At 70.1% G+C, this 22,521-nt stretch carries 21 protein-coding genes and 2 pseudogenes; 14 read left to right on the forward strand and 9 right to left on the reverse strand.

What is annotated here, in order from left to right:
- Positions 1-109 precede the first annotated feature (109 nt).
- From ACFV88_RS23130 to ACFV88_RS23145, 4 genes are all read left to right on the forward strand, one after another.
- Positions 110-1,546 carry a hypothetical protein gene (locus ACFV88_RS23130; RefSeq protein WP_385493668.1) on the forward strand — a complete coding sequence of 479 codons (1,437 nt, stop codon included), beginning with the start codon at positions 110-112 and terminating at the stop codon, positions 1,544-1,546.
- Positions 1,540-2,541, forward strand: a complete 1,002-nt coding sequence (locus ACFV88_RS23135; protein ID WP_385493669.1) for a TniB family NTP-binding protein — start codon at positions 1,540-1,542, stop codon at positions 2,539-2,541. Before ACFV88_RS23130 ends, ACFV88_RS23135 begins: the two co-directional genes overlap by 7 nt.
- 46 nt (positions 2,542-2,587) lie before the next feature.
- Entirely contained in the window at positions 2,588-3,694 is a 1,107-nt protein-coding gene (locus ACFV88_RS23140; RefSeq protein ID WP_385493671.1) for a TniQ family protein, read from the forward strand.
- 409 nt (positions 3,695-4,103) lie between these two features.
- Positions 4,104-4,343, forward strand: coding sequence for a hypothetical protein (locus tag ACFV88_RS23145; RefSeq protein WP_385493672.1), 240 nt, complete (start codon positions 4,104-4,106; stop codon positions 4,341-4,343).
- On the opposite strand, the gene ACFV88_RS23150 is transcribed toward ACFV88_RS23145, so the two are convergent.
- The 4 genes and pseudogenes from ACFV88_RS23150 to ACFV88_RS23165 all read right to left on the reverse strand — a co-directional run.
- Entirely contained in the window at positions 4,333-4,974 is a 642-nt protein-coding gene (locus ACFV88_RS23150; RefSeq protein WP_385493674.1) for a LamG domain-containing protein, read from the reverse strand. The two genes, ACFV88_RS23145 and ACFV88_RS23150, sit on opposite strands and share 11 nt — an antisense overlap.
- Entirely contained in the window at positions 4,911-6,062 is a 1,152-nt protein-coding gene (locus ACFV88_RS23155; RefSeq protein ID WP_385493675.1) for a hypothetical protein, read from the reverse strand. Before ACFV88_RS23155 ends, ACFV88_RS23150 begins: the two co-directional genes overlap by 64 nt.
- Before the next feature lie 9 nt (positions 6,063-6,071).
- Positions 6,072-6,341, reverse strand: a complete 270-nt coding sequence (locus ACFV88_RS23160) for a hypothetical protein (protein WP_385493676.1) — start codon at positions 6,339-6,341, stop codon at positions 6,072-6,074.
- Positions 6,342-6,411: 70 nt separating this feature from the next.
- Positions 6,412-6,498: pseudogene (locus tag ACFV88_RS23165) on the reverse strand (RNA polymerase subunit sigma); the annotation flags it as partial.
- Positions 6,499-6,859: 361 nt separating this feature from the next.
- Between ACFV88_RS23165 and ACFV88_RS23170 the strand changes: the two are divergent.
- Positions 6,860-7,507, forward strand: coding sequence for a fasciclin domain-containing protein (locus tag ACFV88_RS23170; protein ID WP_385493678.1), 648 nt, complete (start codon positions 6,860-6,862; stop codon positions 7,505-7,507).
- 163 nt (positions 7,508-7,670) lie between these two features.
- On the opposite strand, the pseudogene ACFV88_RS23175 reads toward ACFV88_RS23170, so the two are convergent.
- Positions 7,671-8,415: pseudogene (locus ACFV88_RS23175) on the reverse strand (DUF4394 domain-containing protein).
- Positions 8,416-8,841: 426 nt separating this feature from the next.
- Between ACFV88_RS23175 and ACFV88_RS23180 the strand changes: the two are divergent.
- Complete coding sequence (locus ACFV88_RS23180; RefSeq protein WP_385493679.1) at positions 8,842-10,626, forward strand: cytochrome c biogenesis protein DipZ; 1,785 nt, start codon at positions 8,842-8,844, stop codon at positions 10,624-10,626.
- A gap of 99 nt (positions 10,627-10,725) precedes the next feature.
- Positions 10,726-11,190 carry a hypothetical protein gene (locus ACFV88_RS23185; protein ID WP_385493680.1) on the forward strand — a complete coding sequence of 155 codons (465 nt, stop codon included), beginning with the start codon at positions 10,726-10,728 and terminating at the stop codon, positions 11,188-11,190.
- A gap of 116 nt (positions 11,191-11,306) precedes the next feature.
- Here ACFV88_RS23185 and ACFV88_RS23190 read toward each other — a convergent pair whose 3' ends face one another.
- The 3 genes from ACFV88_RS23190 to ACFV88_RS23200 all read right to left on the reverse strand — a co-directional run bounded on the left by ACFV88_RS23190 (position 11,307) and on the right by ACFV88_RS23200 (position 13,496).
- Positions 11,307-11,840: a hypothetical protein gene (locus ACFV88_RS23190; protein ID WP_385493681.1), complete on the reverse strand. Its 534-nt coding sequence runs from the start codon at positions 11,838-11,840 to the stop codon at positions 11,307-11,309.
- Between the two features lie 215 nt (positions 11,841-12,055).
- Positions 12,056-12,496 carry a hypothetical protein gene (locus tag ACFV88_RS23195; RefSeq protein ID WP_385493682.1) on the reverse strand — a complete coding sequence of 147 codons (441 nt, stop codon included), beginning with the start codon at positions 12,494-12,496 and terminating at the stop codon, positions 12,056-12,058.
- A 118-nt stretch (positions 12,497-12,614) separates the two neighbouring features.
- Positions 12,615-13,496 carry an NAD-dependent epimerase/dehydratase family protein gene (locus ACFV88_RS23200; RefSeq protein WP_385493683.1) on the reverse strand — a complete coding sequence of 294 codons (882 nt, stop codon included), beginning with the start codon at positions 13,494-13,496 and terminating at the stop codon, positions 12,615-12,617.
- A 170-nt stretch (positions 13,497-13,666) separates the two neighbouring features.
- Between ACFV88_RS23200 and ACFV88_RS23205 the strand changes: the two genes are divergently transcribed.
- The 5 genes from ACFV88_RS23205 (at position 13,667) to ACFV88_RS23225 (ending at position 17,494) form a co-directional block, all read left to right on the forward strand.
- Positions 13,667-14,623 (forward strand): AraC family transcriptional regulator, encoded by a 957-nt coding sequence (locus tag ACFV88_RS23205; RefSeq protein ID WP_385493685.1) that lies wholly within the window; start codon positions 13,667-13,669, stop codon positions 14,621-14,623.
- Between the two features lie 86 nt (positions 14,624-14,709).
- Positions 14,710-15,129 (forward strand): hypothetical protein, encoded by a 420-nt coding sequence (locus tag ACFV88_RS23210; RefSeq protein WP_385493686.1) that lies wholly within the window; start codon positions 14,710-14,712, stop codon positions 15,127-15,129.
- Positions 15,126-15,638 (forward strand): hypothetical protein, encoded by a 513-nt coding sequence (locus tag ACFV88_RS23215; RefSeq protein ID WP_385493687.1) that lies wholly within the window; start codon positions 15,126-15,128, stop codon positions 15,636-15,638. Before ACFV88_RS23210 ends, ACFV88_RS23215 begins: the two co-directional genes overlap by 4 nt.
- 96 nt (positions 15,639-15,734) lie before the next feature.
- A complete protein-coding gene (locus tag ACFV88_RS23220; protein WP_385493689.1) occupies positions 15,735-16,706 on the forward strand; it encodes an ATP-binding cassette domain-containing protein in 972 nt (323 codons plus the stop codon).
- Positions 16,703-17,494: an ABC transporter permease gene (locus tag ACFV88_RS23225; protein ID WP_385493690.1), complete on the forward strand. Its 792-nt coding sequence runs from the start codon at positions 16,703-16,705 to the stop codon at positions 17,492-17,494. Before ACFV88_RS23220 ends, ACFV88_RS23225 begins: the two co-directional genes overlap by 4 nt.
- On the opposite strand, the gene ACFV88_RS23230 is transcribed toward ACFV88_RS23225, so the two are convergent.
- The gene (locus tag ACFV88_RS23230) at positions 17,475-20,609 is read right to left on the reverse strand and encodes an ATP-binding protein (RefSeq protein WP_385493691.1); all 3,135 of its coding nucleotides are present in this window, start codon (positions 20,607-20,609) and stop codon (positions 17,475-17,477) included. The two genes, ACFV88_RS23225 and ACFV88_RS23230, sit on opposite strands and share 20 nt — an antisense overlap.
- A gap of 412 nt (positions 20,610-21,021) precedes the next feature.
- On the opposite strand from ACFV88_RS23230, the gene ACFV88_RS23235 reads away from it, so the two are divergent.
- A complete protein-coding gene (locus ACFV88_RS23235) occupies positions 21,022-21,852 on the forward strand; it encodes a hypothetical protein (RefSeq protein ID WP_385493693.1) in 831 nt (276 codons plus the stop codon).
- A 91-nt stretch (positions 21,853-21,943) separates the two neighbouring features.
- A complete protein-coding gene (locus tag ACFV88_RS23240; RefSeq protein WP_385493695.1) occupies positions 21,944-22,474 on the forward strand; it encodes a carboxymuconolactone decarboxylase family protein in 531 nt (176 codons plus the stop codon).
- The last annotated feature ends 47 nt before the right edge of the window (positions 22,475-22,521 follow it).

Here is a 22,521-nt window from a genome sequence, read left to right on the forward strand (position 1 = left end):
GACACCACGTGCACCTCGATTCAAACTATCCAACTTGACCACGTGCGCCCAGCTCACACCCTGAAGCGCCCCAGATCAAAACCAGGAATCCACAGTGGCGGTGCCCCCGGTGGCCACGTTCAACCGGCTGGTACGGGCTGTCGCCGAGCAGGAAGGACTGGCATTGACGGCCGAAGGGCAGCGCCGGCGCGCGTCCCGGCCGGTGCCGGTGTTCACTCCCACGGCCGCGACGTTGCCCGGGGAGTTGGTGATGATGGACAGCACTCTGCTGGACGTGATGGTCGTGTGCGAGGACGGAAAGACCCGGCGGCCGGAGCTGACCATGGCGGTGGACGTGGCTACCCGCAGCATCACCGCCGCCGTCCTGCGCCCGAAGGGCACCAAGGCAGTGGACGCGACCGTGCTCCTGGCCCAGACGCTGATGCCGCAGCCGATGCGGCCCGACTGGCCCGAGTACCTGTCCATGGCCGCTTCCGTCATCCCCTACACACGGCTCGCCTCTATCGACGCCCGCGTGCAGGGGGCCGCGGCCAGGCCGGTGATCCGGCCGTCGACCGTGGTCATCGACCAGGGCAAAGTATTCGTGTCCCGCTGCTTCCTCGCTGCCGCCGAGCACCTAGGAATCACCGTCCAGCCGTGTCCCCCCGCGTCCGGGCACGCCAAGGGGCATGTGGAGCGGGGCTTCGGGGCGATCGGCACGCTGTTCGCTCAGTACGTCGCCGGCTACACCGGAAACCGCCTCGCCACACGCGGCAGCAGCGTGGAGGACGAGGCATGCTGGACGATGCCTCAGATGCAGGACCTGCTGGACGAGTGGATCGTCTGCGGGTGGCAGGAACGGCGCCATGCGCGGCTGCGGCATCCCCTCATGCCCCGGCTGACGCTCACCCCCAACGAGATGTGGGCCGCGCTCACCGGCATCGCGGGACACGTACCCATCCCTCTGACCGGAGCAGACTGGATCGAGCTGCTGCCCTCCCGCAGGTGCGCGATCACAGACGAAGGCATCCGGTTCGAGTACCGCACCTACGACGGCCCCGCGCTCAACGGACACCGGCACCGCTCCCCCGCTGCGGACGGCAAATGGGAAGTCCACCACAACCCCTACGAGCCCTGGCAGTGCTGGGTCAGGCTCCCAGACGGCTGGGCGCAGGCCGAGTGGATCCACCGGAGCCTGGTGTCGAAGCCCTTCACCGACACCATCTGGCGGCACATCCGCACCGTGGCCACACGGCATACGGACCGGGCCGAGCACGAAGATCACCTCGCCCGTCACCTAGACGAGTTACTCCGCCGCGCCCACACAGGACAAACAAGCGCCACCCGCTCCCACAAGAGCAGCAGCCTCGCCGACGTCCCCGGCCAGCGGGCAGGAACCAGACGCGCACGGCGACGGACCGCGGACACCGGCCTGCCGACAGACCCCGCCGAGCACCTTCCGCCTGCGGACGAGAACACGCCCCCTGTCCCGGGCTCCGCCGGCACAGCAGCATCGGCCGGGGCCTGGAGCATCTTCGACGCCCACCAGGAGGCGCAGCAGTGGTGACGGCCGCCGACCAGGAGACGGACAACGGCCCGTACGCGTCACCGACGACCTGGCGCGAATGGACACGGTTCGTCGACACCGAACCACCCTGCCTGCCTGGGCCCGGACCATGGAACGCCGAGGAGCGTCTGGATTACCACTCCCAATTCGTGATCCTCTCCACTCCGACCATGGCCAAGATCTCCCTCACCCTGCGCCGGCTCATGATCCTCAATCGGCGGCACAACGGCACCGCCCGGCGAGGACTACTGATCTCCGGGCCGCCCACCACGGGAAAGACCACCACTCTGCAGCATCTCGGCCGGTCCTTCCACCTCGCCGACCGGGCCCGCCACAACAGCTTCGACGAACGACTGCCGGTGGCCTTCCTGTCCGTCCCCCCGGCCGCCACCCCGAAAATGCTCGTGTCCGAACTGGCCCGGTTCCTCGACCTGCCCATCGGCAAAGCGATGAACCAAGCACGGATCACCGATATCGTCTGCGGTGCACTACGTGATCTGTCGACCCAGCTCGTCCTCGTCGACGACGTCCATCTGCTCAATACCCGCACCCGCATCGGTGCTGAGACCTCCGACCAGATGAAGCACCTCAGCGAGCGCCTCCCCGCGACCTTCGTCTACGCCGGCGTCGCCATCGAGGCCTCCCCGCTCCTGACGGGAAGTCGCGGCGCGCAGCTCGCCGGACGGTTCAAGATGGTGCGCAACCCGCCGCTGGCGTACGGCAGCCCTGCACAGCGCACCGCCTGGGAAGGCCTGGTCCGCGGCATGGACCAAGCCCTACGCCTCCAAGCACACCGCCCCGACACCCTCACCCGGCACGCCCCCTACCTCCACCAGCGCACCGGCGGCCGCATCGGGAGCCTGTCCGCCCTCGTCCGGGAAGCAGCGATCGCCGCCATCCTGGACGGCAGTGAGAAGATCACCAAGCAGCTGCTCGACGACATCGACCTCGACGAACTCGCCGAACAGGCTGCGCGCCCACCGGCACAGGCCTGAGACGCCGCGCGTGCACCGCTCCCTCCCGCGCCCCAGCATCTGGCGTGTGGCCCCCTTGCATTGGGAGACCACCACCTCGTACATCCAGCGCCTGGCACGCCGACATCACCTGACCACCGCGGAACTCCTCCACGCCCTCGGCATCCCCCGGCCCCAGGCGAACAAGGAATGCGCCCAACCGCACGGCCCCTACACCAGCATCGAGCTCTACCTCAACGCACCCAGCCGCCGCCTGATCGCAGCGTTCGCCGGCATCCCGGACGAACACCTCGCCCACGCGCTCCCCGAATGGAACCGCTACCGCGACAAACCCGACCCGCAGTCCGCCCGCGCCCGACTCCGCCTGGCCTCTGCGCACGCCGTGACCGGCTGCCCCCGCTGCACGATCGCCCGCACCGGCGACCCCCACCCCGTCCCGCAGTACCTGCCCGACACCCGCCTCGTCTGCCGCCGCCACCACACCTGGATGCTCGGCCGCCACACCCTCGCCGGCATGCCGCTGCCCATCGAGCACGCCGACCTCACACGAACCCCCGAAATCCTCGCCGCCCACCGCATCCACATCCGGTTTCTCCGCCGCTGGGGCGCAGCCGCCGACCACGCCCTCACCCTGGCCATGAACCTCACCGAGAACTGGCGACGCGCCGCACCCTCAGAAGAACGCATCTGGCCCGCACGCGCCCGCCGCATCGGCAACAACAAGCGCGCCCGTCTCTGGTACGCCCTCGCCCGAGAAGCTGTCACCTACCCCGAGACCATCACCCTCGCCCGATTCTTCGCCCACCACCCCCGTGCGCTCCACGTCCTCGAACGCCCCGGGCACACCCACCCTCTCCACACCGCCGTCGCCTCCCTCCTGGGCCGGCCCTGGCTCGAAAACCCCGCCCTGTACCCGGACCGATTCGGCGACCGCATCAGCTACACACCCGGCCGCAACCCCCGCGCCCGCGAGCGATGGCCCTACCGGCACAGCCCCTACGCCCCAGGCCCCACCGAACTCACCGAACTCGGCTACCAACCACCCCCTCAGCAGCCCTCATCACACATCCAGGCACGCCGAAAGGACAGGAAGGGAAGCCGGAAGTCAGCGCCCAGGACAGGCACTGAGCCTCCCCTTCCCACTACCTGGCTCGACACCAACCCCACCCCATAGCCATCAGATACCGGTGGCCAACAAAACTGCGCACTGCTCAACCAACCTGCGCAGCACACAGCGACAACCAGGAAACCCCAGGTCATCCGTGTAAGGCGTTCGCGTACGACTCAGAACGAATGAGCAACACCGACCCGAACACGACCACTCATTCCGCGAAGCCCCAGGTCAGAAATCCACCTTCTACTCAGATCCACCGGCCGACGACAACTATCACAGATCGGGATGAGATGGGTATAGCTAACTAAACTTCACCAAAGGTCCATACAAAGGTTGTGCGGACCTTTCCATTTCCGGCTCGGCCAAAAAACTTCTCCTGTCTCTGTGACATTCACAGATTCACCTCCCATGGAAGCGGGCGACCGCCTACAACCAGGACTGCTCCCCGCGCGCGGCTTTGATCGATTTTTTGGTCGAACCGGCGGAGCAGCACAACTACGAGGTGATCTTTATGCTCAACAGCAAGACCTTAATCGTCCTCGGTGAGGTCGAGCTCTGGTCGGCGTCCTGGGCCTCCGCCCAGGAGGAGCCGTCGAGACGCAGTCCCCAGGAGTGCTCGTACACGGCGGCCAGATGGGACCACTCCCCGATCGGGCAGGTCCGGTCACTGATCCGGATCTGGCCGGCCACCTTGGCGATCACCTGGTAGCCGAGGGGGGAGTCGGCGTTGTCCGCGTTGCCCCAGAGCCCGCGTGCCGCGTCGCGGTGGAACGGTCGGTCAAGAGCAGGGCCCCGTCACTGTACGTGGTGCTCTTCTGGTAACTCCACGCGTCGGTCAGTCCGGTTTCGTCGCCGATCACGGGCCGGTCCTTGAGGGCCGTGATCTCCGCGTCGGAGCGGGCGGTGTTCCAGGTCCGGAGTTCGGCGAAGTGTCCGTTGAAGAACACGGCGCTGCCGGTGTCGGTGCGGCGGGCGACCTCGGCGCCGTCCCGGTAGATGGCCTGGGCCTTGGTGGTGCGGTTGAAGGTGACCGCCCAGTGGTGCCAGTAGGTGTCGCTCCAGGTGGTCGCGGTGGTGAGAGTCTCCGCGGCGCCGCCGGTGCCGAAACCGAAACCGAAGGCGCCGCTGGCGGTGAAGCCCATGGTGAGCCCGTTGGTGCCGCAGGAGACGATGGTGTCCACACTGGTGCGGTTCGCGGAGCGCTTGAGCCAGCGCTCGATGGTGAAGTCCGTACCCGTCGGACTGGCGTTGTTGATCTGCAGGGCGCTGGAGCCGTTCAGCACCATGGCGCGGGCGGCGGGGAGCAGCGTGAGGGAGGTCTTGGTATCGCCGGACTCCAACTGGATGAGCCGCTGACGGGTCGGTGTGGTGGTGACGGGGTCGGGCTTGGCCCAGGCTTCCACGGTGAGGTCGCCCGCGGGGGCGGCGAGCTGGGGCAGCTGGGTGGCGGGGCAGGGAGAGCCGCTGTGTGGCGCCGTCGAAGGAGAGGGCCCGACCGGGTGAGTCGCCGCGCCAGCGGTGCCGTGGCCGGGGGGCTCCGGTGGCGGTGTCCGTTGGGGATCAGGGTGTCGGCGCTCTCCGCACCGACGGCGATCCGGCGCGAGCCCTGTGCGAGGGAGGCTCCCGCGCGGGACGCGGTGGCCAGGGCGGTGTCGTAGCGCACCAGGGAGACCACGGCATTGGTCAGTCCGGTCGCGAGGTCGCTGGCCACCGTGACGGCGGTGGCGCCGCTCCGCACGGCGGAGGTGACGCGGTAGCGGCGACCTCCGATCTGGAGGTAGCCGGCGTCGGTCAGTTCGAGGGGGCTACCCGCGGCGAGGGTGAGGTTCCGGCCCAAAGTACTGGCGACGGTACCGATCCTGACGGGTTCGTCCGGGAGGCCGTTGATCACACCGGCCAGGTCCCGGGCGCGGCGCCGGACGTTCTGGAAGGTCTCGGTCTCCGAGGCCCGGCTGATGGTCAGCGTGCACAGGGTGGTCGCGGCGCCGGCCGTGACCGTGATCGTGGTGTCCTTGCCGATGTCAACGCCGGGGTCGCGGGCAGTGAAGAGGATCGTTCCGTCGGTCCCGGGCAGCCGTTGGGTGGAGCGCACGGTGGCGGTGTCCAGATAGGCGGCGGAGAACTGGCCGTCGCCGCTGCCCCGGTAGTAGAGGGCGACCCGGCCGGTGGCGCTGTCCAGCAGGAACGGGGTGGTGTCGGCCTTGGCGAAGGTGAGCAGGGCTCCGCAGCCGCTGAGCCCGCTCGCGTCGGTGCCGACCAGGGGTTCGGCCAGCGCGACATCGGCGGCGCCCTGCGCCCCGTTGGTGAGCCGGGCCAGCTCATCGCGGGCGCTGTCCAGCTCCAGACCCTTGACGGTGCGCTGGTTCTCCTTGTCCGCGATGGAGTTGTCCAGCGCCGCTTCCTGCTGCCGCTTCTCGTGGTTCAGCACATCGGGCGCTCAACCGAGCAGGGAGACGATGCTGGTCTGGGACGCCTGGCTCTGCTCCTGGATCGTCGCCCCGCTCAGGAACCTCCCGCTCGCGACGTGCTTGAGTGTCTGGCGATAGCGTTCCGTGCTGAACGAGCTGCTGAGAATCCACTGGGCCGTCTCCGGCAGCGGCTGGGCGAAGGAGCGCCGCTTCAACACGAGGCGAGCCCCGGCGGCGGTGCTGCCGTTCTCGGTCTCCACGACCCGGTAAGCGCCGGCCTCCAGGTCGACGATGGCCACCCGGACCTCCCAGGCGAATGGTGCCCTGGTGGTCCAGCCAAAGTTGGTAGGTGCCTGCCCGGGTCGGTGGGCAGTCGCGGAGCCGGATGAGGCCGTCGCGCATGCGTGTCTTGATGGTCGGCCGCGGTGTGCGGAGCGTTCCGGCGACTTCCCGGAAGCCCGCCGTTCGTCAACGCGTGCGCCAGCGGCTGGTAGACGGTGCCCGGGGCGGGCCGCCGCTTCATATATCACATCGGCAGGCGCCTGGTCCGGGACACGGTCGGGTTTCACCGGATGGAATGTCGGACCCATCCGGTGGGCGGACGTCTGCGAATAGCGGGCATGGAGCACCCCCGACACAGGCGCATCGCCACCCGTGCAGTGGCCACCGCGCCGACGGGCAGCCCGCTGCGGCCCCTCTCAAACGCGACCCCGGCCCGCCGTGCCGGCTGCGCGTCCGTACTGCGGGCCGGTCTGCCGCTCCTTCCCCATCGAGTCCCCGCCCGGGGCAACTCCCCGCTCAACAGGAGATCCTGATCATGAACCGTATGCGTGCCAGCCGTATCGCGACCGTCGTGGCTGCGGCCGTTGTGCTCCCCTTCGCCCTGGTCGCTTGCTCCGACTCCGGCTCGGACACCAAGGCTTCTTCCACCCCGGCGTCCGAGGAGGCTGCCGCGGCCGACAAGGCACCGGCGAGTGAGGCGATGACCCCCGATCAGCCGTTCGGCCCTGCCTGCGCCGGCGTTCCGAAGGGGGGTGCGGGTTCCTTCGACGGGATGGCCAAGGACCCGGTCGCCACCGCCGCCTCCAACAACCCTGCCCTGTCCACCTTGGTCGCCGCGGTCAAGCAGGCCGGTCTGGTGGACACCCTGAACAACGCCCGGGGCATCACCGTGTTCGCTCCGACGAACGATGCCTTCGCGAAGATCCCGAAGGCCGATCTCGACAAGGTCCTCGCGGACAAGAAGAAGCTGACCGACATCCTCACCTATCACGTCGTCGGCCGGAACCTGACGCCTCAGCAGTTGGAGAACGGGTCCTTCGAGACACTGGAGAAGGGCAAGGTCACCACCAGCGGATCCGGCCAGTCGTACAAGGTCAACGACTCCGCCAGCGTCGTCTGCGGCAATGTCAGCACCTCCAACGCCACCGTCTACATCGTCGACAGCGTGCTCATGCCCCAGTAGCCGCCGCTCGCGCCCGTCTGCGCGACGTCACCCGAGGCCCGGTGCTCCTTCTCTCATCGAGGAGGAGCACCGGGCACCGAACCGTCTGCGGACCCGGCGGCCCGCCGGCCTCCCTGCCGCGGGCCGGCTGGCAGCGGGCCCGCGGCGGGGAACGGCACCGGGTCTACCGCTGGTTGATGGGCAGGGCCAGGTCGGTGACTTGGCGGGACCTGGGGAAGGCGCCCTTGTCGGTGGCCTTCCCGGTCAGCGGGTCGACGGCGTAGAGGCGGTGGGTGCCGCCCGATCCGATCGCGGCGAAGCCGTGATTCGTTCCGGTCGCCCGGTGGTAGGAGATGTCGAAGCCCACGTCCAGGGTGGCGTCCACCCCGCGCGGCTCCGGTCACTCCCAGGGCGGTCGAGGGCGGTGTGGTCGGATTGGTGAGCGTGCCGTCGGCGGTCGTGGTCAGCGGGGCAGCCGGGTCGTCGATGTTGTGGCGCAGGTTCTGCCCGGTGTCGGAGATGACCCGCAACCGGTTCGCGGCCGGGTTGAAGTCCACGCCGAACGCGGTGCCGGACAGCGCCACGGTCAGCTGGGACACCTTGGTCGCCTTCGCGGCAGCCGTGTTCAGGGTGTAGACGCCGCCCTGATCTCCGACCCCGTAGAGCCTCCCGTTCTGGACGCGGAAGTCGATCCCGACGAGCTTGGTGTCACCGGAGAGCCCGGAGACCCTGCCCAGCGACCAAGGCGCGGAGGGCCTGTCGACGTCAAACTCGACCAGGCGCTGGTCACTGGTCAGGCCGATCGCGGTCAGGCCTGTCTGCTTCATGGCGGGCCGCGCCTGCGGCGCTGTACCGGCCGCGGCGAACGCGGGCGCCACGCACAGGGCGGCCAGCACGACGACCGCGGCGACGGCGGTGCAGTTTCGCATGTTCACTCCCAGATCGGTTGCTTCGGCCCGGTGGGCCGAAGTCGTGGAAGGTTCGTCGCCGCGGCCCCGCCGGATGTGCCGAACACGCGGGTACCACCCTCATGGCGCACGTAGCGATCCACCCGCTGTTCCTCCCGCACCACCCCTGCGGTCCGCTTGGTGGCCGGCCGCTCGCAGGGGACCCCGGTGCGCCCACCCCGGTCCGCGCCCCGCCGCGGCGCCCGGCACCTTGCAGGCCGTCACCCGGCCCCGCACGTGCCGCATGACCGGCGCATGCAGGCGCAGACGGTCCAGAGAACGGGTGAATGTGGCAGGTGTTGCCGGAAGTGCGCTGCGGCGCGAACGCGGTGCCATCCGGCCGCGGTGCGGGTCCGAATGAGGTGTCGAGGGGACGCGTCCGGCGTTCCACCGACCAAGGCGGTCACCATGCTCACCCTCGTCCTGATCGGTCTGCTCGGCGGTCTGATCACCGCTGTGTCACCGTGCATCCTTCCCGTCCTCCCGGTGGTGTTCCTCGCCGGCGGCACGGGCGGGGCACCGCAACGGGCGGGGAGCACGGGCAGAAGCGCCGCCGACACAGTCGCGGCGGGTTCGGTGCTCCTCGAAGCGCCGCCCGGTGCCCCGCCACGCGCACGCGCCTCCCGTAACCGTCGCCCCTACGCCGTCGTCACCGGGCTCGTTCTGAGCTTCAGCTTCTTCACTCTGCTCGGGGTGACGATCATCTCCGCACTCGGGCTGCCCGAGGACATCCTGCGCCACACCGGCCTGGCCCTGCTGGTCCTGATCGGTCTCGGGCTGGTCTTCCCGCCCGTGGAGCGGCTGTTGGAGCGGCCGTTCTCCCGGCTTCCACAGCGTCAGGTGAACAAGGAGGGCAGTGCGCTCGTCCTCGGGCTGGGCCTCGGAGTGCTCTATGTCCCGTGTGCCGGACCGGTCCTCGCCGCGATCACCGTCGCCGGGGCCCGTGGCGAGATCAACGCCGACATCGTGGCCCTCACCGTGTCCTTCGCCGTCGGCACCGCGATTCCGTTGCTCGTGTTCGCCCTCGCCGGCCGCCGGGTCGCGGAACGCGTCGCCGCCTTCCGCACCCGTGCCCGCGGACTGCGGATCACCGCCGGTCTGCTGATGATCGCCCTGGCCTTCGCGCTCGCCTTCGACGTCACCACCGCCCTCCAGCGGGCCCTGCCCGACTACACCGCCGCAGCCCAGCGGAAGGTCGAGGACAACGACACCGCCCGGCAGGAACTGTCCGGCCTCTACGACAACTCCAACAAGGCGCTGTCCCGCTGCGAGGACGGCGCCGACGAACTGCGCTCCTGCGGCCAAGCTCCGCCCCTCGAAGGCATCGATTCCTGGCTGAACACCCCGGGTGATCGGCCCGTCAATCTCAAGGACCTGCGCGGGAAGGTCGTCCTGGTCGACTTCTGGACCTACTCCTGCATCAACTGCCAGCGCGCCACGCCGCACCTGCGCGACTGGGACCGCGCCTACCGGAACGCCGGGCTGCGCATCATCGGCGTCCACTCACCCGAGTTCGCCTTCGAGAAGAAACGCGGCAACGTCGCTGACGGGACCCGCAAGTTGGGCGTCACCTGGCCCGTGGCCCTCGACAACGGACTCACCACCTGGAACAACTACCGCAACCGTTTCTGGCCCGCCAAGTACCTCATCGACGCCGACGGAACTGTCCGCTACTTCAAGTTCGGCGAAGGCCAGTACGACCAGACCGAGACGATGATCCGGGACCTGCTCCGTCAGGCCGACCCCACTGTCGACCTCCCGGACCCCACCGGCCGGGCCGTGGACGACCTCACCGAGAACCGCACCCCCGAGACCTACCTCAGCACCCAGCGCATCAACGGATACACCGGCACCCCCCTGGTGAGCGACAAACCCACCACCTACCGCTTCCCCGACCGGCCTCTGCCCCTCAACCGCGTCTCCCTCGACGGCACCTGGACCGCGGGCTACGAACACTTCACCGCAGGCCGCGACGCACGACTCGCCCTCACCTACCGCGCCAAGAACGCCAACCTCGTCCTCGCCGGAACCGGCAAGGTGACCGTACTCGTCAACGGCACGCCCACCCGCACCCTCACCGTCTCCGACGCCCCCGCCCTCTACCGGCTCACCGACGAGAAGAAGGCGCGCACAGCGCACCTCGAACTCCGCCTCAGCGAAGGACTCCGCGCCTACGCCCTCACCTTCGGCTGACATCCGGCATCTCCCCGCCCACGCGGGCGTGGAGATGCCACACCGGTCCTGAGTACACGTACTCATGACGCGCCGAAGGCCCGGTGGTCGTATGGACGTATGGGAATCAACGTGAAGAACTCACTGGCGGGCGCGGCTCTGGTCACCGCGGCGCCGCTCGCCTTGTGGGGTCTGATGGGGCAGCAGAACGAGCCCGGGTCCGTGCAGTCCGAACTCACCCACGCCGTGGAGCCGATCAGGGCTCTGGAGGGCTGGGCAACGGGGCTCGGCCTGGTGGCACTGGTGATCACCGGCGTCTGCGCCGTGTACCTGCTGCGCGCCGCCCTGAGCGGCGCTTGGGACTCGCGCCGCTGGTATGTCCTGCTGCCGATGGTGGCGGCTGGACTGGTCGTCGCGTGGAGCCATCGTGTACTGACCGCCGGGACGGCCGATGCCAACATCGGGGCCGGGCTCGCGGTCTTCTTCGGCACCCCGGCGGTGGCCGCGCTGTTGTTCTGGGCGTTGGTGCAGGCGATACGCCTCCGCGGCGGGCGCGGCACCGCACGCACGGAACCGGCCTGCTGACCGTCCTGGTCATGGGCATCGGCCCTCCAGGATGCGCAACTAGCGGGGCCGTCGAGGACGCTGCCGCGGAGGCGGTGGGGTTCGGTGGCTGTGCGGAGCGCCGCTCCCTCCCCTCGTCAAGCAGGGGGTGGGGCTTTTCCTAGGACGAGCCATTCGAGGACGGCTGCCACGATGAAGAGCGGCACCATGAGGAGAATGGTGACGACGAGGATGACCGGGTAGAGGCCGAGACCGGCGATTCGGCCGCGTCGGGCCGAGGCCGTCAGCCAGACGGCCGTCGAGCCGAACAGACCGCCCAGGAGCAGGGTCTGCGCCAGGATGAAGGCGACGGACATCGCCGAGCGCTCGTACGCGGTACTGCCCGACAGCCGGACCACCAGCCGCTCTCCCCCGCCATACTGCCCCCTCGGTGAACCGAGTTCCACCGGGCGCCGGCGCTCACCACCGCCGGCGGGGACGAAGGTGCCCTCGCACCGGGTGCCGTTCTCGCCGTCGTGGCAGCGCGACACGGTGAACACACCGTCGGGTGGTCCAGCCCCCGCCGGCGCCGCGACCTCACCGACGGAAGCCCACAGCAGCACGGCCACCAACACCGCGCACGCCGCCGCGCCCACCCCGGCGAGCACCCTCAACACCCACGACCTGGACATACCCCGCCCCCGCCCCCGGAGCCGGCCTCCCCACCCGTCGGAACCCGAAACCCACACACCCCGCAGGATCTCGTCCCGGCCGCAGCGGTGCGGTACGGGCACGGCCGGCCCATGGCTGCGCCGGAGGCCGGGGTTGAGGCGGGTCAGCTGAGCCTCGTCGAGGACAGTGCCGAGCGGGCCGAAAGGGGCTCGCCCACAACCGTCGGTGATCCCGGTCAGCGGCGGCCGGTGGTCAGGATGACGAGGAACTGGCCGCCGCCCGCCTCGACACCGGCGGTCACAGGCAGTCCTGGTACCAGTCGGGAGAACCGGTCCACCAGCCACTCCGCGGCCTCTTGGGCGTCCTTCTTGGTCGGACAACGGCCCACGATCTCGCGGCCCCCCTTGCGCTCCAGCCTGTCGGCAACGGCGATCAGCGGCGCGGGTTCGACCACGTACAGGCGCTCCGGCCAGGCGATGACCACCTTGACCGCACCCTTGCGGGTGTTGCAGCCGCGGTGCGCGAGCCGCTCGGCGACCTTGGCCTTCCGGTCGGCGGTCCGGCTGTCGACACTGGGCCCCCGCGCGTCGTTCACCGACTTGTCGGGGTCGACCGGTTCGTCACACACCCAGCACCGCCAGCCGTCGCGCTCGGCCACATCATTGAGGAGAGTCATCCGAGCAAACTAGCCTGCCCGGCCGCCACCCGCGCAGCAGGGCCCGGCAACGTCTCCACACCGGCCTCCCCGGCCGGGCCCGACCGGAACCCGTGGCCGACGGCGAACCGTCCGGTCCCTAGGAAACGCGATATCCCTGGGTAGGATTGCGCAGGGCGCCGCAGATGCCGTCCAGTGCTTCCCCGAACACTGGTGACCAGCCGAGGGATCGCAGCCGGCTCGCGTCGAGCGCCGCGTCCATCGCCAGGAATCCGGCCAGCGGGCCGTGGGTCTCCAGCGCCTCGGACAGGCTCCACGACGCCACGGGTACCCGGGCGGCGTCACCGATCGCCGCCGTCAGCGACGCCATGTCGACCGGTACCGGCTCGGCCATGTGGAACACCCCGTGGGCGGGGGTTTCGAGCAGCACGGCGTACCCGGTCGCGAGGTCGTTCACGTGCACGGTGGACCAGCGGTTGTCGCCCGGGCCCGTGTAGCGCGCCACACCGTCGGCGGTGGCCTGGCGGATCAGCCGGGCGACCGGTCCACCGCCGTCGCCGTACACCATCGGGGGGCGGACGACGACGCCGCGGACTCTCGGGGCCTCCAGTACCCGGGCCTCGGCCGGGGCCAGCCAGGCGAGCGGTCCGGTGGGCTCCGCCGTGTCGTCCTCGGTGACCGGTGTCCGCGACGAGCGGGCACGCGGCGCACCGGTCGTGGTGATGAAGACGCCGTCCTCCATCGCATCGAGCATGGCAGTCACCGCAGCCGCGTCGACGGCGGGCCGGTCCGCGGAATCGGTGGCTGCGGTGTGGACCACCGCGTCACCGCCGGCTGCCCGTTCCGCCAGTACGGCGAGGTCGGTGAGGCTGCCCCGGACCGGGTCGCCGCCGTTCGCCCGTACTCTGGCCTCGGCCGCGTCACTTCTCGCCAGTCCGCGCACCCGGTGTCCGCGGGCGACGAGGGTACGGGTCAGCGCCGAACCGATGTAGCCGCTCGCGCCGGTGATGAAGATGTCCACGGTGGTCTCCCTGTTCCTTGGGGGTCGTCGGGGGCCGTCGGGGCCCGGCAAGCTCCGGGTCCGCTTGGCCTCTGGGGTCCCCCGGCCTCGGGCTGTCCCGGGTTTTTCGGGGGTTCGTTTGATCGTAGGAAGTGGCAGGAGGGGCGGACATGCGCCGGAGTCCAGGTGTTATGCGCGATCGTTCAGGGCCGGATGCCGTCGGTACGCTGCTCGACCGGATACGGGTCGGCACCGGCCGGTTCGGACGCATCGAGCTCGGCGCGCCGTGGGGGGTGCGGATGGGGCCGCGGGACACCGTGACCCTGCATCATCCGCTCGACGGCGAGATGTGGCTGGACGCCGGCGGGCGGACGGTCCGGATCGGGCCGGGGGATCTGGTGATCCTGCCGCACGGTGTCCCGTACTCGCTCAAGTACCGCCCGGACGCCCGGGTCGTGGCGGAGGAGCAGTGGCGCAGTCCGCTGCCGGACGGCGGGTTGTCGGTACGGCGCCGCTTCGGGGGCGACGGGGCGCGCACGGTGGTGCTGTGTGCCGAACTCGCCCTGACCGGTGCGGCCCGCGGCCTTCTTCTGCGGGCTCTGCCGCCGGTGATCCATCTGCGGCCGGACGCGGGCGGCGACCCCGTTCCGGGGCTGCGTCGGATTCTCGACGGTCTCCGTGAGGAGGTCCGCGACGGCCGGTCCACCTCGCCCCTGCTCGCCGCGCGGTTGGTCGAGGTGCTGCTGCTCCAGGGGATCAGGGCCGAACTGGAGCGGCCGGCCGCGGCCGGTACCTGGCGTGCCGCGCTCGGCGACGTTCGTGTGGGCCGGGCGCTCGACGCGTTGTACGGGGCGCCCGGGCATCCGTGGAGTGTCGCGGAGCTGGCCCGGGTGGCGGGTATGAGCCGGGCGGCGTTCGCGCCGCTGTTCCGGGAGCTGGTGGGCGAGAGCCCGATCGCCCATCTCACCGGGTGGCGCATGACACTCGCGAAGACGGCGCTGTGCGAAGAGCCCGATCTCCCGATCGGCCGGATCGCCGCAGCGGTCGGATACGGCAGCGAGTTCGCGTTCAGTGCGGCGTTCCGGCGGGTGGTGGGGATGCCACCGGGCCGGTACCGCGCCACCGCGGGGACCGCGGGAACCCCCTGAGAGCCCCCGCACCGTCCTGCCCCCAAAGACGACCCGACCCGGGCTTCAGCTCTAGAGTTCCCTCTCGTGTTCCGGAGGTCGCGACCGTGTACGTGTCCACCGGCGTGCTGCATCATTTCCGCGGGTCCGCTCTCGCCGAGTTCTTCCAGGTCCAGGCCGCCTCACCGGCGCTGGCCTCCTGTCACTACGACATCGCCGCGACCCGCCTGGCACCCGTCGGTGCGTGGATCTTCCATCGTGCGCGGATGCGCAACCCGCTAGGTCGTCACGACGGTGTCGTCTCCGCGCTGCGCGCCCACAGTGACGAGGCTCTGTTGCGCGCCGCTGAGGTATCCGGCATCCGCCCACTGGTGTACGAGCCGCGGGGCGCGGCGAACCCGTTCTGCACCACGTTGCGTCCGATCATCGGGGTGCGCCCGCAGTTGGAGGCGCCTCTTCGTCGAGCCCTGGGACGGGACGCGCGTCGTTTGGTCGGTCGAGCCGACCTTGTCGGGGTCGGCCGATGACGGCCGCCTTCGCGCTTCTCGTCCTCGGCCTGGTCGACGCGGCGTTCAGTGATTTCCGCGCCTACGCCGGCAGGGACGCCCGCATCCGCAAACGACGGGCTACCACCCGCGCCGCCCTCCGCGGGCTGGTCGTCGGCACGGTCCTGTTGCTCGCCCCCGTGTTGACCGCCGTGCTCCTGTTGTTGGCCGCACGGGACGCGGAACGGACCTACCGTGCGCTGGTTGCCGGGGGCAGCGGCTATCTGCTTCCGCTCGTCGTCTACGCCACGGCCGTGTTGCTGTCGCTCGCCGCCTACTTCGCCCTGCCGTTCCGTGCCAGCACCCTCGCCGTGGTGACCGGTCTCGGCCCGCTGACCCTGCTGCGCCCGCTCGCCGTTGCCGCTGCCTGCCTCGGCGCGGTCCTCAACGGCGGTGGTGTATCCGCCCTGGTGGTCGGCGCGATCGCAGGCGCCGCCGTGCTGTGCGTCGAACCCGTGGTGCACCGACGCTGGTACCGCCACGTCCAGTAGGCGGAGAGGGGGTGGTTTGTTTCTCCGTCGCCCTGTTTCAGGGGGATGAAACCGTGGTGAAGCCGCGCTGAATGCGCTCTGCCGCAGCCTCTGGGCATGACGACGCACACATCGCGCTCTCTCGCCATCGCGGCCGAGGGGTTGCGCAAGGCTTACGGGGACAAGACGGTCCTCGACGGCATCGACCTGGCGGTGCCGACGGGCACGGTCTTCTCCCTGCTCGGACCGAACGGCGCCGGCAAGACCACCGCCGTCAAGATCCTCTCCACCCTCCTCAGCGCCGACGCCGGCGATCTACGGGTCGGTGGACACGACCTGGCCACCGACCCGCAGGCCGTGCGGGCCACGATCGGTGTCACCGGGCAGTTCTCCGCAGTGGACGGGCTGATCACCGGCGAGGAGAACATGCTCCTCATGGCGGACCTGCACCACCTCCCCCGTCGCGAAGGCCGCCGCAGCACCGCCGAGTTGCTGGAACGGTTCGACCTCGCCGAAGCCGCGAACAAGCCCGCTGCGACCTACTCCGGCGGCATGAAGCGCCGCCTCGACCTCGCCATGACGCTGGTCGGGGCCCCGCGGATCATCTTCCTCGACGAGCCGACCACCGGACTCGACCCGCGCAGCCGCCACAACATGTGGAAGATCATCCGCGAGTTGGTGTCCGGCGGCGTCACCGTCTTCCTCACCACCCAGTACCTGGACGAGGCCGATGAACTCGCCGACCGCATCGCGGTGTTGAGCAACGGAGAGATCGCCGCTGAGGGAAGCGCCGAGGAGCTGAAGCGGCTCGTCCCCGGCGGACACGTCCGGCTCCGCTTCACCGACCCGACCGCCTACCAGACCGCCGCCCTCGCCCTACGCGAGGCCACCCGCGACGACGACTCCCTCGCGCTGCACATCTCCAGCAACGGCAGCCAGCGCGAGCTGCGCTCCATCCTCGACTGGCTGGACTCAACAGGCATCGAGGCGGACGAGCTGACCGTCCACACCCCCGACCTCGACGACGTCTTCTTCGCCCTCACCGGTGACGCCGGCGTCCCCCACCAGCCCACGGAGAAGACCCGATGAACCCCGTGTCCCTCGCCGTACGCGACTCCTCCACCATGCTGCGCCGCAACCTGCTACACGCCCGGCGCTACCCGTCCCTCACCCTCAACATCCTGCTCACGCCGATCGTCCTGCTGCTGCTCTTCGTCTACGTCTTCGGCGACGTCATGAGCGCAGGCATCACCGGCGGCGGCGCCGAGCGTTCGGAGTACATCGCCTATCTCGTCCCGGGCATCCTGTTGATGACCATCGGCGCCACCCCGGCCGGAACCGCGATCTCCGTATCCATGGACATGACCGAGGGCATCATCGCCCGCTTCCGCACGATGGCGATCCACCGCGGATCAGTGCTCATCGGACACGTCATCGGAAGCGTGCTCCAGGCACTCATCAGTGTCGCCCTCGTCGGCGCCGTCGCCGTCGCCATCGGCTTCCGGTCCACGGACGCCACGGCCCTGGAGTGGTTCGCGGCGTTCGGCCTCCTCGCCCTGGTGTCCGTGGCGTTCACCTGGATCGCCGTCGGTTTGGGCCTGGCCAGCCCGAACGCGGAAGCCGCCAGCAACAACGCGCTCCCACTGATCATCCTCCCCCTCATCTCCAGCGCCTTCGTACCCATCGACGCGATGCCGAGCTGGTTCCAGCCGATCGCCCAGTACCAGCCGTTCACCCCGGCCATCGAAACGCTGCGCGGCCTGCTACTCGGCACCGAGATCGGCAACGACGGGTGGATCACCGTCCTGTGGTGCGTGGCCCTGACCGCCCTCGGATGCTCCTGGTCGACGTCGCTGTTCAACCGCGACCCGAAATGAGCGTGCGGGCCGCCTCCCGCAAGTCATCCCGCCCAAGAGCGGTGTACCGGGACACCGCATCGACGTAGACCGTCTTGTCGGTGTTCTCGGCCGCCCGTCTGGCGCGGACCTGCGACATCGTCGGCTGGAACTCGCGCAACACCCGCAACCGCTCCGCCAGTGCCATCATCCGTACGGCGCAGGGGTCATCGGATGCGAGCCCCGCCATGCCGAGCGCGTGCAGCACCGTCCCGAGCACCGGGAGCGGCACGGGTGGGTGGGTCTGGTCGAAGAGCAGCGTCCGCAGCCGATGCTGCAGTTGGACGACGAGTCCGGCGACGGGTTCGAGCCGGTCAGCGTGGGCGTGCGCCGTCACCGCCGCCGCCTGGATCTGTAGCGCCCACGGGTCGAGCCAGGGGTCGCCGCTGCGCATCGCGGCGGCCTCCGACATCCGCTGCACCGCGCTGAGCCACAGCCCGAGCCCGATCTCCGTCTGCCCGCGGGCGAGCGCGATCTCAGCGCGCCCGCCCGGGTTCGGGCTGTAGAACGCTTCCTGTGGCGCGGAGTTCTTGACGTCGGCCTGCCGCAGCCAGTGCTCGGCTTCGTCCGCGTCACCACGTTGCAGACAAGCGAGGACGAGGGCGGAGCGGATGCCGATGTAGTCGTGCTCGTCGCCGAGCCGCGGCAGTACCTCGATCGCCTTCTTGAGGTGTCGGTACGCGGTCTCGCCCTGCCCCGTCTTCAGGCACAGCTCACTGATCCGGGAGTGGCCCATGAGCTGCAACAACGGGTTGTCGACCGAGGCCAGTGCGCCAGCCATGCGATGGGCCGAGGCGAGTGCACGGTCGACATCGTGTTCGTACTCCCACACGTAGGAGGCGACGCACTCGGCCACTCCCGCGACCATCGGCCGCGCACTCCCGCACAACGCGTGCAACACCTCGTAGTGGGGAGGCGCCATGTCGGGAACCGCGCACAGCACCACCGCAATCGCGCGCAGCAGAGTGTCCGGCGGAGGCGTCGGCAACCGACGCAGGGCGACGAGTGGGCGGGCCACATCAGCGTGCGGGCCGTAGTCCATGTACTGGCTCGCTACACACAACACCGCCGCGGCACGGGCCACTTCAACATACTCGGGCTCCGGACGGAATCGCGACAGGAAGGGGCCGACATCGGCGGTGAGGGCAGCCAGGCGAGGGTAGTTCGAGTCAGTGGACCACAGGGCGGCCAGGACTGCGGTGAGAGCGACGACCGCGGGACCATCGGCCAGGGCCGAAGCATGCCGCAGGGCCGCCACGAGGTTGTCCTGCTCTGCCCTGATCCGCTCCCATGCATTCCGCGGTTGCGAACCGAACACCCAGTCGTGGTGCCTGACCCCGAAATCCCTCGCCCAGACGACAAACCGACGGATCGCCTCGTCCTCCTCGCCCCGCTCCGCACGCCGGGCCGCACTGAACTCCCGTACGGTCTCCAACATCCCGAACCGCACACCGGCAGGGGTGTCAGTAACCGTGAGCAGCGACTGACCGGCCAACTCCTCCAGGCGGAACAACGCGTCCGCACCGAGGACCTGTTCCGCCGCTTCTGCCAGGAAGCCTCCCGGGAACACGGACAGGGTGCTGAGGGCCGCCCGGGTGTCCTGCGCGAGCAGGTTCCAACTCCACTCCACGACCGCGTGCAGGGTACGGTGACGCTCCGGCACATCCCGCGCCCCACCACGGAGAAGCGCGAACCGGTCGCCGAGCCGCAGGGCGATCTCCCCGACGGAAAGCACACGCACCCGCGCCGCGGCCAACTCCACGGCGAGCGGCAGCCCGTCGAGGTGGCGGCACAACTCGGCCACCGTGTCCGGCGGCAGTTGCACACCGGGCCGGGCAGCCCGGGCCCGCTGGGTGAACAACTCGATGGAAGTGTCGAGGCCGAGCTCCGGCAGCGCGTACACCGCCTCCGAAGTCAGACCGAGGGGGGCCCTGCTGGTGGCGAGCACCCGCAGGTCCTTCGAGGACGCGACGAGGGCCCGTACGAGGTCAGCGGTGCTCTCGATGACCTGCTCGCAGTTGTCCAGGACCACAAGCGCGGGCCCGGCGCCGAGCACCCCGAGGATGCCGGACACCGGATCGGCCGAGGCGAAACCGCTCAGGGCTACGGGCCGCCCCTCCCCCACACCGAGCGCGGACGCCACCTCCGCGGCCACGTCCTCATCCGCGGTGACACCCGCGAGGGACACGAAATGCACCAGGCGCTGCTCCGCCCGGCGGCTCACGGCGTGCGCGAGCCGGGTCTTGCCGAGACCACCGGTGCCGACCACGGTGACCGCGCGGGAGTCGCGCAGCAGCCGCGCCACTGCCGCGATGTCCTCGTCCCGGCCGAGCAGCGGGTTCGGCTCGTACGGCACCCCGTGCCTGATCAGGGGGGCCTCACCGCGCAACAGTTCCTGGTGCACGGCCATGAGCCCGGCGCCCGGATTCGCGCCGAGTACGTCGCGCAGCTCGCGACGATACGCCTCGTAGCGCACCAACGCGGCGGGCGGTCCCGCCGTCGCCGCTTCGCTACCCAGCAGTTCGACGAGGACCTCCTCGTCCCGCGGATGCTCTGCGGCGGCCACAGCCAGTTGCTCAGCCGCCTCCGTGTGCCGCCCCAGTCGGGCGAGCGCGAGTCCCTGCGCGCGTACGAGCGCTCTACGGACCGGGGCACGCTCGGCACGCAACGCGGCCAAGGGGTCTTCGGTACCACCGGCCCCGTCGGGAGTCCCCTCCCACAGCGCGAGGCCGGCTTCGGCCGCAGCCAGCGATCCCGCGGGGTCGCCGGCCCTGGCCCGGTGCGCGCTCGTGGCAGCGTGGAGGAGCAGGGCGGAGCTGTCGACTTGGTCCTGGCCGAGGGCGAGCCGGTACCCGGCCGGGGTACTCACCATGACGTCGGGGCCCAGTCGCGCCCGCGCCCTGGACACGAGGACCTGCACCGCCTTGCCCGGTCGCTCCGGCAACTCGTCCGGCCATAGCCCCGCTACCAGCCGCTCCGTGCTGCATCCGGTACGCAAATCGCCCGCGAGGAGCGCGAGGAGAGCGCGGAGCCGGGGCGCGGTGACCTCCTGTCCACGGTAGGCAACACGCGGCAACAGGATCAGGTCGGTGGTCACCCGTGCAGACTAACCAAGGCCCGGCCGTCGGGGTTTCGCGTGCCACGGCAGCCTTCCGCGGGCGACGACGAGGTCGAGGTACCAGCGGATGGTGACCGCGACGAACCAAGGCCCGGCAGCCACACCGCGAGCGAGGGCCGCGACGACCGCGCCGGACACGGCCTGGCCAGTGCGCAGTTGCGCAGTGGCGACAGGAGGGTGGGCACTCGGGACTCGACCTGCCGGTCGTCCCTACGGGTGCGGATCGATGCCCGGCGCCGCCTCGCTCGGCGCGGGTTCCCGTGAGGACACGCCGCCCTCAAACGATCTCTTGAGGAATACCCCTGGGGGGTATATGGTTCTGGTGGGTGCTCGGGGCACCGACACCCACCAGAAACGCATCACCAGCACGTATCAGACAGGCGGAGACACCATGACGAACCATTCCGGCCACGACATGACAAGCCACAGCGGCCACGGCGGGGCCCGTCCCGGCGGCCTCTCGGTCTCCGAAAACGGATACACCCTCGAATTCGACTCGACGATCCTCTCCGCCGGAGTGCAGACGGTCACCTTCCGGATCACCGGCCCCGACGGACAGCCGGTGACGGCGTTCACTCCCGAACACGGGAAGGAACTGCACCTCATCGTGGTCCGGCGCGACACGACCGGGTTCCAGCACGTGCACCCGGTGAGGGACGAGAAGGGAACCTGGAGCGTCGACGTGACCCTGGTACCCGGAGACTGGAGGTTCTTCGCCGACATCCACCCGGCCGGCCACGAGGGGACCCTGACGCTGGGGATCGACGCTTCGGTCGCCGGGCAGTACGACCCCCAGCCGCTTCCCGAGGACACCCGCACCGCTCACATCGGCGACTACAGCGTCACCCTCGACGGAGAGCTGGAACCCGGTGGAGCGAGCGACCTGACACTCACCGTCAACCGGAACGGCCAGCCCGTCACCGACCTGCAGCCCTACCTGAGCGCGTACGGGCACCTGGTGGCACTGCGGGTCGGCGACCTGGGCTACCTCCACGTCCACCCGGAGGGCGAGCCCGGTGACGGCACGACCGAACCCGGGCCCGAGATCACCTTCATGGCCACCGCGCCGTCAGGTGGCACCTACCGCCTCTACCTGGACTTCCAGCACGGCGACGTCGTCCGGACGGCCGAGTTCACGGTGCGGACCACCACGGCCACCCACCGCCCGGACGCGGCAGCCCAGGCCACACCCGAACACGCGAACCACCACGGCCACCACTGACCGCATGCACACCACTGGATGACGGGCGGCCGGGACGCACGGCGCAGCACGAGCGCCCCGCCGCCGGTGCATCCACGTCGGAAGGACCGTCATGCCCCGCCTCGCCCGCCTCACGCCCGACACGGCGGTCGGCGCCTCGCGTGACCTCCTCGCCGAGTTGGCCTCCCGCCACGGCCCGCTCGGTGACATGGTCTCCACGATGGCGCACTCACCCGCCGTTCTGGGCGGATACCTCCAGCTCAGCCGGGCCATGGGACGAGCCAAACTCGACCGCGGGACCAGCGAACGGATCTCGATCGCCATCCAGGTCCTCCAGGGGTGCCGGCTGTGTCTCGACGCGCACGTCAGTGCTGCCCGCGCACGCGGAGTGGACGAGGAAGAGATCGAGCGCGCCCGCTCAGGCACCTCGGCCGATCCCGCGATCGCGGCGATCATCGCCCTCGCCCTCCAGATCTACCGCGCCCCGACGTCGATCACCGACGAACAGGTCATCGCGTTGCGTGAGCACGGCTACAGCGACCGCACGATAGCCGACGTCGTCGGTGTCGTCGCCCTCAACGTCCTCACCGGCGCCTTCAACCTGCTCGCGGGCCTCACGCCGGAGAGCGGCACCGATGTGTAGGGACATCCCGGCCTCCCACTGTGGGGCACGGCCTCCGCCCCGAGGCC

It is taken from the genome of Streptomyces sp. NPDC059816 (assembly GCF_042732055.1).
Lineage (GTDB): Bacteria > Actinomycetota > Actinomycetes > Streptomycetales > Streptomycetaceae > Streptomyces.

Bases quoted from the DNA above. Each gene is read 5' to 3' on its own strand.
- ACFV88_RS23170 (WP_385493678.1), top strand. From the start codon at position 6,860: ATGAACCGTATGCGTGCCAGCCGTATCGCGACCGTCGTGGCTGCGGCC.
- ACFV88_RS23180 (WP_385493679.1), top strand. From the start codon at position 8,842: ATGCTCACCCTCGTCCTGATCGGTCTGCTCGGCGGTCTGATCACCGCT.
- ACFV88_RS23185 (WP_385493680.1), top strand. From the start codon at position 10,726: ATGGGAATCAACGTGAAGAACTCACTGGCGGGCGCGGCTCTGGTCACC.
- ACFV88_RS23190 (WP_385493681.1), bottom strand. From the start codon at position 11,840: ATGTCCAGGTCGTGGGTGTTGAGGGTGCTCGCCGGGGTGGGCGCGGCG.
- ACFV88_RS23195 (WP_385493682.1), bottom strand. From the start codon at position 12,496: ATGACTCTCCTCAATGATGTGGCCGAGCGCGACGGCTGGCGGTGCTGG.
- ACFV88_RS23205 (WP_385493685.1), top strand. From the start codon at position 13,667: ATGCGCGATCGTTCAGGGCCGGATGCCGTCGGTACGCTGCTCGACCGG.
- ACFV88_RS23215 (WP_385493687.1), top strand. From the start codon at position 15,126: ATGACGGCCGCCTTCGCGCTTCTCGTCCTCGGCCTGGTCGACGCGGCG.
- ACFV88_RS23220 (WP_385493689.1), top strand. From the start codon at position 15,735: ATGACGACGCACACATCGCGCTCTCTCGCCATCGCGGCCGAGGGGTTG.
- ACFV88_RS23225 (WP_385493690.1), top strand. From the start codon at position 16,703: ATGAACCCCGTGTCCCTCGCCGTACGCGACTCCTCCACCATGCTGCGC.
- ACFV88_RS23235 (WP_385493693.1), top strand. From the start codon at position 21,022: ATGACGAACCATTCCGGCCACGACATGACAAGCCACAGCGGCCACGGC.
- ACFV88_RS23240 (WP_385493695.1), top strand. From the start codon at position 21,944: ATGCCCCGCCTCGCCCGCCTCACGCCCGACACGGCGGTCGGCGCCTCG.